This window comes from Nocardiopsis sp. LDBS1602 (assembly GCF_035818715.1).
Taxonomy (GTDB): domain Bacteria; phylum Actinomycetota; class Actinomycetes; order Streptosporangiales; family Streptosporangiaceae; genus Nocardiopsis; species Nocardiopsis alba.
Genome location: NZ_JAYLVW010000008.1, coordinates 43,722 through 60,174, shown reverse-complemented (window position 1 = coordinate 60,174; position 16,453 = coordinate 43,722). Strand labels below are relative to the sequence as shown.

General features: G+C 67.6%; 16 protein-coding genes. All 16 read left to right on the top strand.

Annotated features, from left to right (window positions below):
- The first annotated feature begins 82 nt into the window (after positions 1-82).
- Positions 83-2,065 (top strand): transcription termination factor Rho, encoded by a 1,983-nt coding sequence (gene rho / locus U9J66_RS20815; RefSeq protein WP_042282701.1) that lies wholly within the window; start codon positions 83-85, stop codon positions 2,063-2,065.
- A gap of 223 nt (positions 2,066-2,288) precedes the next feature.
- Positions 2,289-4,112, top strand: a complete 1,824-nt coding sequence (locus U9J66_RS20810; RefSeq protein WP_161111360.1) for an L-lactate permease — start codon at positions 2,289-2,291, stop codon at positions 4,110-4,112.
- A gap of 197 nt (positions 4,113-4,309) precedes the next feature.
- On the top strand, positions 4,310-4,519 hold the full coding sequence (gene rpmE, locus U9J66_RS20805; protein WP_014912523.1) for a 50S ribosomal protein L31: 210 nt from the start codon (positions 4,310-4,312) through the stop codon (positions 4,517-4,519).
- A 108-nt stretch (positions 4,520-4,627) separates the two neighbouring features.
- Positions 4,628-5,698: a peptide chain release factor 1 gene (gene prfA / locus U9J66_RS20800; protein ID WP_014911216.1), complete on the top strand. Its 1,071-nt coding sequence runs from the start codon at positions 4,628-4,630 to the stop codon at positions 5,696-5,698.
- The gene (gene prmC / locus U9J66_RS20795) at positions 5,695-6,558 is read left to right on the top strand and encodes a peptide chain release factor N(5)-glutamine methyltransferase (RefSeq protein ID WP_014912582.1); all 864 of its coding nucleotides are present in this window, start codon (positions 5,695-5,697) and stop codon (positions 6,556-6,558) included. The genes prfA and prmC overlap by 4 nt, the downstream gene beginning before the upstream one ends.
- A gap of 96 nt (positions 6,559-6,654) precedes the next feature.
- The gene (locus U9J66_RS20790) at positions 6,655-7,461 is read left to right on the top strand and encodes an L-threonylcarbamoyladenylate synthase (RefSeq protein ID WP_014911858.1); all 807 of its coding nucleotides are present in this window, start codon (positions 6,655-6,657) and stop codon (positions 7,459-7,461) included.
- Between the two features lie 12 nt (positions 7,462-7,473).
- Positions 7,474-8,640, top strand: coding sequence for an MraY family glycosyltransferase (locus U9J66_RS20785; protein WP_017536385.1), 1,167 nt, complete (start codon positions 7,474-7,476; stop codon positions 8,638-8,640).
- 224 nt (positions 8,641-8,864) lie between these two features.
- Entirely contained in the window at positions 8,865-9,287 is a 423-nt protein-coding gene (locus U9J66_RS20780; RefSeq protein ID WP_014911135.1) for a hypothetical protein, read from the top strand.
- 105 nt (positions 9,288-9,392) lie between these two features.
- On the top strand, positions 9,393-9,623 hold the full coding sequence (locus U9J66_RS20775; RefSeq protein ID WP_026125345.1) for an AtpZ/AtpI family protein: 231 nt from the start codon (positions 9,393-9,395) through the stop codon (positions 9,621-9,623).
- A gap of 105 nt (positions 9,624-9,728) precedes the next feature.
- The gene (atpB, locus tag U9J66_RS20770; RefSeq protein ID WP_014908986.1) at positions 9,729-10,559 is read left to right on the top strand and encodes a F0F1 ATP synthase subunit A; all 831 of its coding nucleotides are present in this window, start codon (positions 9,729-9,731) and stop codon (positions 10,557-10,559) included.
- Positions 10,560-10,683: 124 nt separating this feature from the next.
- Positions 10,684-10,905, top strand: coding sequence for an ATP synthase F0 subunit C (gene atpE, locus U9J66_RS20765; protein WP_014911606.1), 222 nt, complete (start codon positions 10,684-10,686; stop codon positions 10,903-10,905).
- Positions 10,906-10,961: 56 nt separating this feature from the next.
- On the top strand, positions 10,962-11,507 hold the full coding sequence (locus U9J66_RS20760; protein WP_017536383.1) for a F0F1 ATP synthase subunit B: 546 nt from the start codon (positions 10,962-10,964) through the stop codon (positions 11,505-11,507).
- A complete protein-coding gene (locus U9J66_RS20755) occupies positions 11,507-12,328 on the top strand; it encodes a F0F1 ATP synthase subunit delta (RefSeq protein ID WP_014908194.1) in 822 nt (273 codons plus the stop codon). The genes U9J66_RS20760 and U9J66_RS20755 overlap by 1 nt, the downstream gene beginning before the upstream one ends.
- A gap of 73 nt (positions 12,329-12,401) precedes the next feature.
- Positions 12,402-14,042 (top strand): F0F1 ATP synthase subunit alpha, encoded by a 1,641-nt coding sequence (gene atpA / locus U9J66_RS20750; RefSeq protein ID WP_014910078.1) that lies wholly within the window; start codon positions 12,402-12,404, stop codon positions 14,040-14,042.
- A 3-nt stretch (positions 14,043-14,045) separates the two neighbouring features.
- Positions 14,046-14,966, top strand: a complete 921-nt coding sequence (locus tag U9J66_RS20745) for a F0F1 ATP synthase subunit gamma (RefSeq protein WP_026125344.1) — start codon at positions 14,046-14,048, stop codon at positions 14,964-14,966.
- Positions 14,967-14,971: 5 nt separating this feature from the next.
- Positions 14,972-16,417: a F0F1 ATP synthase subunit beta gene (gene atpD / locus U9J66_RS20740; protein WP_014911428.1), complete on the top strand. Its 1,446-nt coding sequence runs from the start codon at positions 14,972-14,974 to the stop codon at positions 16,415-16,417.
- Positions 16,418-16,453 lie beyond the last annotated feature (36 nt).

The following is a 16,453-nucleotide window of genomic DNA, read 5'->3' as shown; positions in this document are numbered from 1 at the left end:
GCCCCTGCCGGTTCGCACCATCGGGCCGGCCGATCGAGCACAAAGCCGACGGCCGAAGCCCGCTCCTTGGGAAGGACCCTTAGTGAGCGACACCACCGAACTCCGAACGGACGCGGCGGTCGACAGCAAGAAGAGCGCCGACGCCTCCGCGGAGACCGGCGAAGCCGCGCCGTCGGGTGCGTCCCGGTCCCGCGCGGCCTCGCGCGGTACCGGACTCGCCGCCCAGAAACTCCCCGAGCTCCAGAAGCTCGCGTCGAGCATGGGCATCACCGGTACGGGGCGCATGCGCAAGAGCGACGTCATCGCGGCCATCGAGGCCAAGCAGGGCGGCCCCGTCGCCCCCGCGAAGGCCAAATCCGCAAAGAAAGCCGACAGCGCTCCCAAGGCCGGTAAGGTCGAGAACAATGACGGCCCGACCGAAGCCCAGTCTCCCGCCAAGTCGGGCACGGACGAGGCCCCGCGCAAGAGCGCGGGAGAGCGGTCGTCGGACCAGGCCGTGACCGAGTCCCAGGGTGGGAAGGGTGAGAAGCCCTCCCGTAGCCGTCGCTCGTCCCGCAGGCGCGGCGACGAGTCCGGTGACCAGCCCCGTTCGGTGGACGGCACCGACTCCTCAACCTCCGCGAGCAGCGTGACGAAGACATCCAGCACCCCCCAGAAGAACGGCCCCGACTCCGAGGACCGTGAGAACAGGTCCGGGCAGGGTCGCGAGCGCCAGCGTAACCGCCGTAACCGCAACCGTGGCGGTGACGACCAGAACGCGAACAACAACTCCGACCGCCAGCAGGGTGGTGGCGGCCAGAACCAGGGTCGTAACTCCGGTGACGACGACGATTTCGGCGGCGGTGGCCGCCGTCGGGGTCGGCGCAGGGATCGTCGCGACCGTCGCGGGCGCGGTGGCGGCCAGGAGGCCGAGCCGGTGATCGGCGAGGACGACGTCCTGCTGCCGGTCGCGGGAATCCTCGACATCCTGGACAACTACGCCTTCGTCCGTACCACCGGCTACCTGCCCGGTCAGAGCGACGTCTACGTCTCCCTGGCCCAGGTCCGCAAGCACGGTCTGCGCAAGGGCGACCACATCATCGGTGCGGTCCGTCAGCCCCGTGAGGGCGAGCGCCGCGAGAAGTTCAACGCCCTGGTGCGTCTGGACTCGGTGAACGGTATGTCCCCGGACCAGGCGAGGGGGCGTCAGGAGTTCTCCAAGCTCGTTCCGCTCTACCCGCAGGAGCGCCTGCGGCTGGAGACCGAGCCGAACATCCTCACCACCCGCATCATCGACCTGGTCGCACCGATCGGTAAGGGTCAGCGCGGGCTCATTGTCTCCCCGCCCAAGGCGGGCAAGACGATGGTGATGCAGGCGATCGCCAACGCCATCACCGAGAACAACCCGGAGTGCTACCTGATGGTGATCCTCGTGGACGAACGTCCCGAGGAGGTCACCGACATGCAGCGCACGGTCAAGGGCGAGGTCATCCACTCGACCTTCGACCGTCCGGCCGAGGACCACACGGTCGTCGCCGATCTGGCCATCGAGCGGGCCAAGCGGCTCGTGGAGATGGGTATGGACGTGGTCGTCCTGCTCGACTCCATCACCCGTCTGGGGCGCGCCTACAACCTGGCGGCCCCGGCCAGCGGACGCATCATGTCCGGTGGTGTGGACTCCACGGCCCTCTACCCGCCCAAGCGCTTCTTCGGCGCGGCCCGCAACATCGAGGGCGGCGGCTCGCTGACCATCCTGGCCACCGCGCTGGTCGAGACCGGTTCGCGCGCCGACGAGGTGATCTTCGAGGAGTTCAAGGGCACCGGCAACATGGAGCTCAAGCTCAACCGGTCCCTGGCGGACAAGCGGATCTTCCCGGCCGTGGACGTGGACGCCTCCAGCACCCGTAAGGAGGAGATCCTGATGTCGGCCGAGGAGCTGAACGTCGTCTGGAAGCTCCGCCGGGTGCTGCACGCCCTGGACACCCAGCAGGCGATCGAGCTGCTCCTGGACAAGATGAAGGAGTCCAAGAGCAACGCCGAGTTCCTGATGCAGATCCAGAAGACCACGGTGGGCCCCGAGCGCTGATCGGCGCCGCGGCCCCGCCGTGACGGCGGTGTGAACGAACGCGACGGCCCCTTCCCGGGAACGGGAGGGGGCCGTTCCGTATGCGGGGGCTTCGGAGGCGGCGGGGTTTCGAGCGGATATCACCAATGTGTTGCGGATCACATAAAGGGGATGGTGGGGCGGCCCCCGGCGATTTAGGGTCGCGCCACCCGAGTGCACCACCCGTACCAGGGAGCCGTCTGGAATGGACAACCTCGCCCTGCTCAGCCTCCTCGCGCTCACCCCGATCCTCGTGGTCGGTGTCCTCCTCGTCGGGTTCCGCCTGCCCGCCATGTACGCCATGCCCGCCGGGTACGTCGTCGTGGTCGGGATCGCGGTCCTGTTCTGGGGGACCGAATGGAGGGCCGTCGCGGCCTCCACCGTCCAAGGCCTGATCCTCGCCGCGGGCCTGCTCTACATCATCTTCGGCGCCCTGCTCCTGCTCGCCACCCTCAGCGGGAGCGGCGCCATCGCCACCATCCGGGCGACCTTCACCGACATCACCCCCGACCGTCGCATCCAGGCGATCATCATCGGCTGGCTCTTCGGGAGCTTCATCGAAGGGGCCTCCGGCTTCGGTACCCCCGCCGCCGTCGTCGCCCCGCTGATGCTGGCCCTCGGCTTCCCCGCCATGGCCGCCGTGATGGTGGGGCTGGTCATCCAGAGCACCCCGGTCAGCTTCGGAGCCGTGGGGACCCCCGTCCTGGTCGGCGTCTCCGGAGGACTGGAGGGGTCGGAGGCGGTCGCCGAACGGGCCTCCGTCCTCGGCCTCACCCTGCCCGGGTACGTGGACGTCATCGGCCTCCAGACGGTGCTGTTGCACGCCGTGCCCGGAACGCTCGTCCCGCTCTTCATCTGCTGCATGCTCTGTGGCTTCTACGGAGGGGAACGGCGCTTCTCCGACGGGCTCGGCGTCTGGAGGTTCGCCCTCTTCAGCGCCTTCGCCATGACGATCCCCTCGGTCCTGTACAACCACTTCCTCGGCGTCGAGTTCACCAGCCTCCTGGGCGGACTCACCGGACTGGTCATCGTGGTGTTCGCCGCTCGCAGGGGTTTCCTCATGCCGAAGCGGACCTGGGACTTCCCGCCGCGCGAGCGTTGGCTCGACCGCTGGACCGGACGGCTCGAATCCGGCACGGGCGTGGAGGAGACCGCCGGGCGCGGGATGGGACTGTTCCGCGCCTGGGCGCCCTATCTGCTCATCGTCGTCGTACTGGTCTCCACCCGCATGATCACCCCGCTGGAGGAGTGGTTGACCGGCGTGAAGGTGGGTGCCACCGACATCTTCGGGACCTCCGTCGGCCAGACCGTCGAACCCCTCTACTCGCCCGGCGGCGCCTTCATCCTCGTCTGTCTGATCACCTACGGTCTGCATCGGATGCGGCGCCGGGAGATCCTCGCCTCCTGGAAGGTCGCGGGCTCCCAGCTGGCGGGGGCCGCCGTGGCCCTGTTGTTCGCGGTCCCCCTGGTCCGGGTCTTCATCAACACCGGCCCCGGGTTCGGCGACACCTCCCTGGAGAGCATGCCGCTGACCCTCGCCGTCGGAGCGGCCGAACTGGGCGGCGCGAACTGGCCGCTCCTGGCCCCGTGGATCGGGGCGCTGGGAGCGTTCGTCGCGGGCAGCAACACCGTCTCCAACCTGATGTTCTCCCTCTTCCAGTTCTCCACCGCCGAGCACATCGGGGTGACCCCCGAGACGGTCGTCGCCACCCAGGCGGTCGGCGGCGCGGCGGGCAACATGATCACCGTGCACAACGTGGTCGCCGCCTCCGCCGTGGTGGGCCTGGCCGGACGCGAGGGCGACCTCATCCGTCAGACGATCATCCCGATGACCTACTACGTGCTCCTCGCGGGAGCGGTGAGCCAGGTCTTCGTCTACGGGTTCGGACCCAACGTCGGGACGGTCGCGCTGGCCCTCGTCCTCGCGGCCCTGGTCGGCCTGGTCCTGTTCATCCGACGTCGGGACGCGGCCCCATCGCGGGCCGCGACGAGGGGCGACGGGGAGGTGCCGGAGGGGAGCCGGGAATAGGTACTGGTCCCGGCATGGTTGTCGGTCTGGCAAACTGGTATCGGGACACGGCCGTCCGCCCGTGAGGGAGAGCAGGCCGGTCCGTTACCTGGATCGCCGCGACACCGGTTCGCGCATGGCCACGACACCGCCCCACCCCTCCGACGGTGGTGCGGTCGTCATGCGTCCGGCGGTCGCGCTCACACAAGGAGACACACATGCAGGCCGACATTCACCCGGAGTACGTCGCCACCGAGGTGACCTGCACCTGCGGGGCCCACTTCATCACGCGCAGCACGCTCACCGGGGGCAAGATCCGCGCCGAGGTGTGCTCCGAGTGCCACCCGTTCTACACCGGCAAGCAGAAGATCCTCGACACCGGTGGTCGGGTCGCCCGCTTCGAGAAGCGCTTCGGCAAGCGCAAGTAGCGCCGCCCTCCCGTCCGGTGGGGCTCCCGCGAGGGACCCCACCGGACGGGACGCACCCCTAGCGGGGAGATCGACGCACAGGGCAGACGAGAAGACGGGAATGGGAACGTGAAGCTGGACGACCTACTTGGGGAGTACTACGAGCTGGAACAGCAGCTCGCCGACCCCGAGGTGCACGCCAACCCGGCCGAGGCGCGCAGGCTGGGCAAGCGTTACTCACAGCTCACCCCGATCATCCAGACCTACCGTCAGCTCAAAGAGGTCGAGAACGACATCGACGCCGCGCGTGAGCTCGCGGCCGAGGACTCCTCCTTCGCCGAGGAGGCCGACCGGCTGACCGTCGAGGCCGAGCAGCTCACCGAACGCCTGCGCTTCCTGCTCATCCCGCGCGACCCCGCCGACGACAAGAACCTCATCATGGAGGTCAAGGCCGGCGAGGGCGGCGAGGAGTCCGCCCTGTTCGCCGGGGACCTGGTCCGGATGTACCTGCGCTACGCCGAGCGCCAGGGATGGAAGACCGAGGTCATCGACTCCACCCTCTCCGACCTGGGCGGATACAAGGACGTCACGATCGCCTTCAAGAACAAGGGCACCCCCGAGCCCGGCTCGGGCGTGTGGCCCCAGCTCAAGTTCGAGGGCGGCGTGCACCGCGTCCAGCGCGTCCCGGTCACCGAGTCGCAGGGCCGCATCCACACCTCCGCGGCCGGCGTGCTCGTCGTGCCCGAGGCCGAGGAGATCGAGATCGAGGTCCACGAGAAGGATCTGCGCATCGACGTCTACCGCTCCTCCGGCCCCGGCGGACAGAGCGTCAACACCACCGACTCCGCGGTCCGGATCACCCACGTGCCGACCGGCATCGTGGCCTCCTGCCAGAACGAGAAGAGCCAGCTCCAGAACAAGGAGCAGGCCATGCGCATCCTCCGGGCCCGTCTCTACGCCGAGGCCCAGGCCAGCGCCGACGCCGAGGCCTCCGCCGAGCGTAAGAGCCAGGTCCGCACCGTGGACCGCTCCGAGCGCGTGCGCACCTACAATTTCCCGGAGAACCGCATCTCCGACCACCGGGTCGGATACAAGGCCTACAACCTCGACCAGGTCCTCGACGGGGAACTGGACGGGGTCATCAAGGCCCTGGTGGACGCGGACACCAAGGAGAGGCTCGAAGCGGCCCAGTCATCATGAACTTCCTACTCGACGAGGTCGCCCGCGCCACGCTCCGGCTCGCGGAGGCGGGCGTGGCCTCACCCCGCACGGACGCCGAGGAGCTCGCGGCGTTCGTGCACGGTGTTCGTCGAGGGGAACTCCACGCGGTGGCCGACGCCGACTTCGACGCCCGTTATTGGGAGTGCGTCTCCCGCCGTGAGGCCCGCGAGCCCCTTCAGCACATCACCGGACGCGCCTACTTCCGCTATCTCGAGCTCCAGGTGGGGCCGGGGGTGTTCGTGCCCCGGCCCGAGACCGAGATCATGGTGGACTGGGCCATCGAGACCCTGCGCGCCATGGACGTGGCCGACCCCCTGGTCGTGGACCTGGGCGCGGGTTCGGGGGCCATCGCGATCTCCATCGCCCAGGAGGTGCCGCGTTCACGCGTGCACACCGTGGAGATCGACCCCGAGGCGCTGAGCTGGACCCGGCGCAACATCGAGTCCGCCGGGCACGGCGACCGGGTGACCGCCCACCAGGGGGACATGCGCGCCGCGCTGCCCGAGCTCGACGGCCGGGTCGACCTGCTCATCAGCAACCCTCCCTACGTGCCCACCCGGGAGGCCGACACCATCCCCCCCGAGGTGCGGGACTACGATCCGGCCCCCGCGCTGTGGTCGGGTGAGGACGGTCTGGACATGATCCGCGACCTGGAGGCGGTCGGTCGCCGGCTCCTGCGTCCCGGCGGATCCATGGCGATCGAACACCACGACGGCCAGGGCATCGACATCCCCCGGCTGTTCCCCGAGGACAAGGGCTGGCGTGACGTCCTCAACCGTAAGGATCTGGCCAGACGCGACCGGTTCGTGGTCATGCGTCGGGCCGACGAGGACGACTGACGGCCCTCGTGTCGCCCTCGGACCACCACCCACATCCCCATCGTCGAACCGACACCCGAGGCCGGTCGACCCGTTCGAGATCGAGGTGAACACAGGGTGAGCCGTATCTACGATTGCGCGGACGAGTCCGCGCGCAAGGACGGCATCGCCGACGCCGCGTCCGCGGTGCGTCGAGGCGAACTCGTGGTACTGCCCACGGACACCGTGTACGGTATCGGCAGCGACGCCTTCAGCCCGAAGGCCGTCGCGCGGTTGCTGGAGACCAAGGGACGAGGGCGGGACATGCCGCCGCCGGTGCTGGTGGGCTCGATCCGGGCCGCCACCGCCCTCATCGACGACCTGGGCAACCACGGCCGTGACCTGATGGAGGAGTTCTGGCCCGGCCCGCTCACCCTGGTGTGCACCGCCACCCCCAGCCTGTCCTGGGATCTGGGCGACACCAAGGGCACCGTGGCCGTGCGCATGCCGATGGATCCGGTGGCCTTGGAGCTGCTCAAGGAGACCGGACCCATGGCGGTCAGCAGCGCCAACAAGTCCGGGGAGCCGGCCGCCACCACCGCCGGCGAGGCGATCGAACAGCTCGGTGACGAGGACGTCGCGGTCTACCTGGACGGTGGGAGCAACGAGAGCACCGTTCCCTCGACCATCGTCGACCTGACCTACGCGGTTCCCAGGGTCCTGCGCTCCGGCGCCGTGTCGATCGAGCAACTGCGCGCCGTGTGCGGCACCGTCATCGGTGAGCTGCGCAAGGGGCGCACCAAGCCCAAGAAGGACGAGGGGGCCGAGGAGGCCGCCGAGTCCGGGACCGAGGAACAGACCGAGGAGAGCGGCGCGGAGACCTCCCGGGGTCCCGCTTCCGAAACGGAGGCCGAGGGGCCTCGAGGAGACCGCTCAGAGAGCTAGAGGGGCCGGCCCGTGCGGGAGTACGCGCTCACCTTCGTCATCGCCGCCGCGGTGACCTACCTGCTCGTGCCGTTGGTCCGCCGGTTGGCGATCGCCTTCGGCGCGGCACCCCCGGTACGTGAACGTGATGTGCACACCGAGCCCATCCCCAGGTTGGGCGGTCTGGCCATCTATGGAGGCTTCGCGGCCGCGCTGTTGATCTCCGCGCAGCTTCCGCACCTACAGAACGTGTTCGTCGCCAAGACCTGGATCGGTCTGTTGTTGGCCGGCGGGCTCATCACCGTCATCGGGGTCGTCGACGACCGGTGGGGGATGGACCCGCTGAGCAAGCTGGCCGGTCAGGTCGCGGCCGCCGGCATCCTCGTCTGGCAGGGCGTGCAGCTCCTGTGGCTGCCACTGCCGGGCACCCAGTTGTCGTTGGGCCCCTGGCTCGGCGCGATGGTCTCGATCCTGCTCATCGTGGTGACGATCAACGCCGTCAACTTCGCCGACGGGCTGGACGGGTTGGCCGCGGGGATCGTCGGCATCTCCTCCCTGGCCTTCTTCGCGTACTACTACGTGGTCGCGGTCGAGCAGGGGTTCGTGCGTCAGTCCTATCCGGCGATGATCGCGATCATCCTGGCCGGGACCTGTGTCGGTTTCCTCTTCCACAACTTCCACCCGGCCCGTGTGTTCATGGGCGACACCGGGTCGATGCTGTTGGGACTGTTGCTGACCTCCATCACGATCACGGTGACCGGCCAGTTCGACGCGAACACGGCCCGCGAGGAGTTCAACTCCTCCGGTCTGGTCGTCTTCCTGCCCATCGCGCTGCCCCTTCTGGTGATCGCGCTGCCGCTGGCCGACCTGGTCCTGGCGGTCCTGCGCCGGACCCTGGCGGGCAAGTCCCCGTTCGCCCCGGACCGCGGTCACCTGCACCACCGTCTGTTGGACATGGGACACACCCATGCTCGCGCGGTGCTGTTGATGTACCTGTGGGCGGGCATCGTCGCCTTCGCCGCGGTGGCGCTGTCGATCTTCGATTCGGCGTTCATCGTCCTGACGGTGACGGTCCTGGTCGCCACGTGTGCGGTCGGTCTCATCGCGCTGCCCCGACTGCGCCGTCGCGGGCTGCTCCCCTGGGACCGGGAGAAGGGGACGGAACGCTCGAAAGATCACCATCCGTCAACCGATGGATAAATGCCCGATCACGTTGACGACGGAGGTCCCGAGAGGGGGTCCGTATGTGCGCAGGTGTGAAGGCCGGAAAGAGTGTGTGCAAAGTGACACAAGGCCCGAAGCCGTACGAGGGCGGGGCTTTCGCAGGGCGTTAAGGCCGCGTTAAGGAGACCCTGGATTTGGTACCGAAAACCTTGTGATAGCTTTCACGAGCAGGTACCCACTGAACCCCACGGAGCTTCGTCATGCAGGAACACGACGCCCGGATCCTCCGCGGCGCCGCGCTTCCGAGCGCCGCGTGCGGGGTCCTGGCCATCGCGGTCTCGGCCCTTTTCGCGGGTATGGCCGGAGCTCTCGGGTCGGCCCTGGCGGTGGTCATCATCCTCGCCTGTTTCGGTCTGGGGCAGTGGGCGGTCATGATGGTCACCCGGCGGAACAAGGACCTGTTCCTCGCCGCGAACATGCTCGGTTTCGTCGTGAAGATGGCGCTGCTGGGCATTCTGCTGGTGACACTGGGCCGTAGCCCCCTCATCGCCGATCTCAGCAGCAACTCCTTCGTCTACAGCGCGTTGGCGGTGGTGCTGGTCTGGCTGGGTGGGCAGACCTGGGCCACCTCCCGGGCGAAGATCCTCCACGTGGACCCGAGTGAGAGCTCGGAGAGCACGTGATGGGGTGCCCCGCCGCGACCCGTCGAAATGGGCGTAATAACCTGTTCCACGGCAGGCGAACGGCCACCTTCCAGCCAAGCCCCACATGCTATATTCCGGAGCGAGATGAGCAGCGAACCAGCCGAGAAGAAGGGCTCCAGCGCGCCTCCCATGCCGCGAGAGTCCGATGGCTGGGCACTCTTCTCGACTCTGCTCTCGGGTGTGCTCGTGTGGAGCGCGATCGGCTGGGGCGCGGACAGGCTCCTGGGTTTCCAGGCACTCTTCCTGCCCATCGGGGCGGTTCTCGGCATGGCCGGCGCGATCTATCTGATCGTCACCAGGACACGCCACCTCTGAGCCCCCCGCAGTCCCGCGTCGCCCATCTCGCGACGACGCTAGCAGTAACAACCATCAACGAGGCTTTCTTGCGTCACGACGAAAGGATTCGCCGTGAGTGCTGACGTGCGCATTCTCGCGGCCGAACCGGGTTGCCATCTCTTCGGCGACAACGGTTGCGGGTTCCAGGCACCCACCATCAAGATGTTCTTCCCCGAACCTTGGTTCGATGGGATCCCTGGTAGTGCGGGCATCGACCTGTACCTGGTTCTGTTGCTCGTCGCGGTCGGTGCCGTCCTGCTTCTGTGGTCGTGGTTCAGCAAGAAGCTGAGCCTCGTCCCCGGCCGCAGGCAGAGTGTCGGCGAGATGCTGATCCTGTTCATCCGGGACAACATCACCCGCCCGACCATGGGCGCCAAGGGCGACAGCTTCATCCCGTTCCTCACGGCCGTATTCACGCTCATCCTGGCCATGAACTTCACCGGGCTCATCCCCGGCATGATCCCGGTCAACAGCAACCTCGCCTTCACGGCGATGTTCGCTCTCACGATCTACGTGATGACGATCGTCATCGGTGTCCGCAACCAGGGCGGCTGGGGCTACTTCAGCAACCAGCTCTTCCCGCCGGGGATGCCGAAGATCTTCTACATCATCGTCACCCCGATCGAGCTTCTCTCGGTCTTCCTCATCCGCCCGGCGACGCACGCTCTGCGTCTGTTCGCGACCATGTTCGCGGGCAGCCTGCTGCTGGCCGTGTTCGCCTACGGCGGCTGGTACATGCTGAACCTGACGGCGGAGCCGATGCTCGCCGCGGTCTCGGTCCTCTTCTCCGGCGCCGCGCTGATCGGTTACGTCCTCTTCTTCCTCTTCGAGATCCTGATCATGCTGATCCAGGCCTTCGTGTTCACACTGCTCGCGAGCCTCTACATCAGCCAGTCGCTCGAGGCGGCCCACTAGACCCCCTCCCCGTCCCCCCGATCCCGTGATCGGACCGGGCTCGAGGAGTGCTTCAAACCCGTCCACACCGGCGCACTGACCAATTGCGAACCGCAACGCCGGACGTCGAGTAAAGGGAAACACCATGGACATCGCCGCTATCTCCGGCAGCATCAACACCGTCGGCTACGGCATCAGCGTCATCGGCGCCGGTATCGGTGTCGGTATCATCTTCGGTCTCGGCATGCAGGCCATCGCCCGTCAGCCCGAGGCCCGCGGCCCGCTCCAGACCAACATCTACCTGGGTATGGCCCTGGTCGAGGCCCTCGCCATCCTGGGCTTCGTCCTCGCCTTCGCCGTCAACTAAACAGCCATCGCCAACCGTTTTCCGATGGCTACTGACGACGTGAAGGAGGGCTGACCATGTTGCACGAGTTGGCAGCCGAACCAAACATTCTGCGGATCGACTGGGTGAAGTTCACCTTCGGTGTGATCGCGCTCGCCGTGGTCTACTTCTTTGTGGCCCGCAAGGCGGTCCCCAAGGTGATGAAGGTCCTCGACGAGCGTCATGACGCCATCGAGGGCGGCATCGAGCGGGCGAAGAACGCCGAGTCCGAGGCCGAGGAGATCCGCCAGCAGTACCGCGAGAAGCTCGAAGAGGCCCACCGCGAGTACGCGCAGGAGATCGAGAAGGCCAAGGAGCAGCGCGCGGCGATCATCGCCGAGGCTCGCGACGAGGCCCAGGTCGAGGCCAAGCGGATCATCGACGCCGCCAAGGCCCAGATCGAGGCCGACCGCCAGCAGGCGGTGGCCCAGCTCCGCGCCGAGATCGGCACCCTGTCCACCGAGCTCGCGAGCCGCATCGTCGGTGAGACGCTCAGTGACGGCGCCGCCCAGACCCGGGTGGTGGACCGGTTCCTCGAGGAGCTGGAGCAGGACGAGAGCGCGAAGCAAGCCGAGGTGCGCTGATGCGTGGTATCAGCCGCAGCTCCCTGGCCGAGGTGACCCGGCGCCTGGACACGAACGTCCTGGCGTCGGCCGACGCCGCGCAGCACGCGCTCTCGCTCGGTGGCGAACTCTTCGAGGTCGTCACCCTGCTCGGCGGCGAGCACACGCTCCGCCGCTGGCTCGCGGACCAGGCCAACTCCTCCGAGGACAAGACCGCCCTGATCGGTCGCATCCTCGAGGGCAAGGTGTCGCCGTCCACGGTCATCGTGGTCAGCGACGTCGTGGCCCAGCCGTGGTCCACCGCGCGTGACATGCAGGACGCCCTGGAGCGGATGGCGGTCTACGCGACCGTCGCCTCCGTCGAGGGCGGCCGGCTGGACGAGCTCGAGGACGAACTGTTCCGCTTCCAGCGGATCGTCGTCGCCGAGCCGGACCTGCGCGCGGCTCTGACCCGTGACGGTGTCGACCACTCGCACCGGCGCTCGCTGGTCGAGAACCTGCTCTCGGGCAAGGTGAACGCCGCGACGTCGGCCCTGGTCGCCCAGGCTGTCACCAACCCGCGGGGACGTACCCTGGAGCAGGCGCTCGACAACTTCGGCCAGTTGGTGGCCGAGCGCGCGCAGCGCTACATCGCCGTGGTACGCACCGCACACGCTCTGAGCGAGGACCGGCAGGAGCGCCTGCGCGCCCTGTTGAGCCGAAAGTACGGCCGTGACATCCACCTGAACATCGAGGTCGCCCCGGAAATCCTGGGTGGACTCTCCATCCAGGTGGGCGACGAGGTCATCGACGGCACCATCGCCGGGCGCATCGCCGAGGTCCAGCGTCGTCTGGCCGGTTGAACACGCGAATAAACGCAAGGCAAGCACGCACGGCGCCGGCCCGGCGCCATTTGAGAGCAAGGACAACGTAGAGATGGCGGAGCTGACGATCCGGCCGGACGAGATCCGGGACGCGCTACAGCGCTTCGTCCAGTCGTACGAGCCTGATGCCACCCGCGCGGAAGAGGTCGGAACCGTCACCTACTCCGGTGACGGCATCGCCCGCGTCGGTGGCCTTCCCTCGGCGATGGCGAACGAGCTGCTGAAGTTCGAGGACGGCACCCTGGGACTGGCCCAGAACCTTGAGGTCGGCGAGATCGGTGCCGTGGTGCTGGGCGACTTCGACGGCATCGAGGAGGGGCAGAAGGTGCGTCGCACCGGCCAGCTCCTCTCCGTGCCGGTGGGTGACGACTTCCTCGGCCGTGTGGTGGACCCCCTGGGTGCCCCCATCGACGGCAAGGGCGAGATCGCCTCGACCGGCCGCCGCGAGCTGGAGCTCCAGGCGGCGACCGTGATGGAGCGCCAGCCGGTCCACGAGCCCCTTCAGACCGGTATCAAGGCGATCGACACCATGACGCCGATCGGCCGCGGTCAGCGACAGCTGATCATCGGTGACCGGCAGACCGGTAAGACCGCGCTCGGTATCGACTCGATCATCAACCAGAAGGCCAACTGGGAGAGCGGCGACCCCGACAAGCAGGTGCGCTGCATCTACGTCGCGATCGGCCAGAAGGGCTCGACCATCGCCGGTGTGCGTGGCGCCCTCGAAGAGGCCGGCGCGATGGAGTACACCACCATCGTGGCCGCCCCGGCGTCCGACCCGGCGGGCTTCAAGTACCTGGCCCCCTACACCGGTTCGGCCCTGGGCCAGCACTGGATGTACGAGGGCAAGCACGTCCTCATCGTCTTCGACGACCTGACCAAGCAGGCCGAGGCCTACCGCGCGGTCTCCCTCCTTCTGCGCCGCCCGCCGGGCCGTGAGGCCTACCCGGGTGACGTCTTCTACCTCCACTCCCGGCTCCTGGAGCGCTGCGCGAAGCTCTCCGACGAGCTGGGCAAGGGCTCGATGACCGCTCTGCCGATCATCGAGACCAAGGCGGGCGACGTCTCGGCGTACATCCCCACCAACGTCATCTCCATCACCGACGGTCAGGTCTTCCTGAACTCGGACCTGTTCAACCAGGGCCAGCGTCCGGCGATCGACGTCGGTGTCTCCGTCTCCCGTGTGGGTGGCGCGGCGCAGACCAAGGCCACCAAGAAGGTGTCCGGAACCCTGCGTCTGGGCCTGGCCCAGTACCGCGAGCTGGAGGCCTTCTCCGCCTTCGGTTCGGACCTGGACGCCGTCTCCAAGCAGCAGCTGGAGCGCGGTGCCCGGATGATGGAGCTGCTCAAGCAGGGGCAGTACTCGCCGTTCGCCATGGAGAAGACCGTCGTCTCGATCTGGGCCGGTACCACCGGCAAGGTCGACGAGGTCCCGGTCGAGGACGTGCGTCGCTTCGAGGAGGACTTCCTGGCCTACCTCGAGCGCGAGCACAAGGGTGTTCTCGACACCATCCGTGAGACCGGCAAGTTCGAGAGCGAGACCCAGCAGACCCTCGAGACCGCCATCGAGAAGTTCAAGCAGAGCTTCCAGACCTCCGCCGGTACCCTCCTGGGCACCGAGGCCGAGGCCGAGGCACTCTCCGAGGAGAAGGTCGGCCAGGAGACCATCAAGGTCGCCAAGGGCGGGAAGTAACCCATGGGTGCACAGCTTCGCGTCTATCGCCGGAGGATCCGCTCGACGAAGTCGACAGCGAAGATCACCCGCGCGATGGAGCTCATCGCCGCCACGCGTATCACCAAGGCGCAGCGTGCGGCCGAGGCTGCCGGACCCTACGCGCGGGAGATCACGCGGGCCGTCTCGGCCCTGGCCAGCCGGGTGAGCGATCACCCTCTGCTGACCGAGGCCGAGAACCCCACCCGCGCGGCCGTCCTGGTCATCACCAGTGACAAGGGCCTGGCGGGCGCCTTCTCGACCAACGTCCTGAAGGAGGCCGAGTCCCTCACCCGGCTCCTCAAGGAGCAGGGCAAGGAGGTCGTCACCTACATGGTGGGTCGTAAGGGGGTGAACTTCTACAGGTTCCGCGACCGTGAGGTCGAGGCCACGTGGGAGAACATCACCGAGCGTCCGACCTACGCGCACGCTCAGGAGATCGGTTCCGCGCTGATGGAGCGGTTCTCCAAGGACACCGCCGAGGGCGGTGTCGACGAGATCCACGTGATCTCCACCGAGTTCGTCTCGATGCTGACCCAGCGCGCCTCGGCCGTTCGTGCCCTGCCGCTGGAGGTGGAAGAGGTGGACGCCGCGGAGCTGGAAGAGGCTCACGGCGGCCAGGCTCTGCCGTTGTACGAGTTCGAGCCCTCCGCGGAGGACGTCCTGGACCGGCTGCTCCCGCAGTACGTCACCAACAGGATCTACTTCGCCCTCCTCGAGTCCGCCGCCTCCCAGCAGGCGTCCCGTCGCGCGGCGATGAAGGCCGCGACCGACAACGCCGAGGAACTCGCCAAGAAGCTGACGCGTCTGGCCAACCAGGCACGTCAGGCCGAGATCACCAACGAGATCAGTGAGATTGTCGGCGGTGCCGACGCGCTCGCTGCTTCCAGCGCGGGAAGTGAGTAACAGAAGTGACTGCGACAGTTGAAGGGACGACCGGCGCCGGCACCGCCACCGGTCGGATCGCCCGGGTCACCGGGCCGGTCGTCGACGTGGAGTTCCCCGTCGGCTCCATGCCTGCCATCTACAACGCCCTGCACACCGACGTGAAGGTCGGCGGCAAGGAGAAGGTCATCACCCTGGAGGTCGCCCAGCACCTGGGTGACAACCTGGTGCGCGCCATCTCCCTCGCCCCGCAGGACGGCCTGGTCCGTGGCGCCGAGGTGCGCGACACCGGCTCCCCGATCAGCGTCCCCGTCGGCGACGTCGTCAAGGGCCACGTGTTCAACACCCTGGGCCAGCCCCTGGACGTGGACGCGGCCGAGCTCGGCGCGACCGAGTACTGGCCGATCCACCGCAAGGCCCCGTCCTTCGACCAGCTCGAGTCCAAGACCGAGATGATGGTCACGGGCATCAAGGTCATCGACCTGCTCACGCCGTACGTGCGTGGTGGCAAGATCGGCCTGTTCGGTGGCGCGGGTGTGGGCAAGACGGTGCTCATCCAGGAGATGATCACCCGTATCGCCCGTAACTTCGGTGGTGTGTCCGTGTTCGCCGGTGTCGGTGAGCGCACCCGTGAGGGTACGGACCTCTTCCTGGAGATGGACGAGATGGAGGTCCTCCAGGACACCGCTCTCGTCTTCGGCCAGATGGACGAGCCCCCGGGCACCCGTCTGCGCGTGGCGCTGTCCGCTCTGACGATGGCGGAGTACTTCCGCGACGTTCAGAACCAGGACGTGCTCCTGTTCATCGACAACATCTTCCGTTTCACCCAGGCGGGTTCCGAGGTCTCCACGCTGCTGGGCCGTATGCCCTCCGCCGTGGGTTACCAGCCCAACCTGGCCGACGAGATGGGTCTCCTCCAGGAGCGGATCACCTCGACGCGTGGTCACTCGATCACCTCGATGCAGGCGATCTACGTCCCCGCGGACGACTACACCGACCCGGCTCCGGCGACCACCTTCGCCCACCTGGACGCGACGACCGAGCTCTCCCGCCCGATCTCGCAGAAGGGCATCTACCCGGCGGTCGACCCGCTGGCCTCCACCTCCCGGATCCTCGACCCGCAGTACGTGGGCGAGGAGCACTACCAGGTGGCCCAGCGCGTCAAGGAGATCCTGCAGCGCAACAACGACCTGCAGGACCAGATCGCGATCCTCGGTATGGACGAGCTGTCCGAAGAGGACAAGATCATCGTCAACCGGGCCCGCCGGATCGAGCGTTTCCTCTCGCAGAACATGTTCGTCGCCGAGAAGTTCACCGGCAACCCGGGCGTGTTCGTGCCGCTGGAGGAGACCATCGCGTCCTTCAAGGCGCTCTGCGAGGGTGAGTACGACCACCTGCCCGAGCAGGCCTTCCTCGACGTCGGCAACATCGATATGGCCGTCGAGAAGGCCAAGAAGCTGCAGGAAGGCTAGGACTGCGCGTCAGTGTCCCCCCATCGTGAGGTGGAG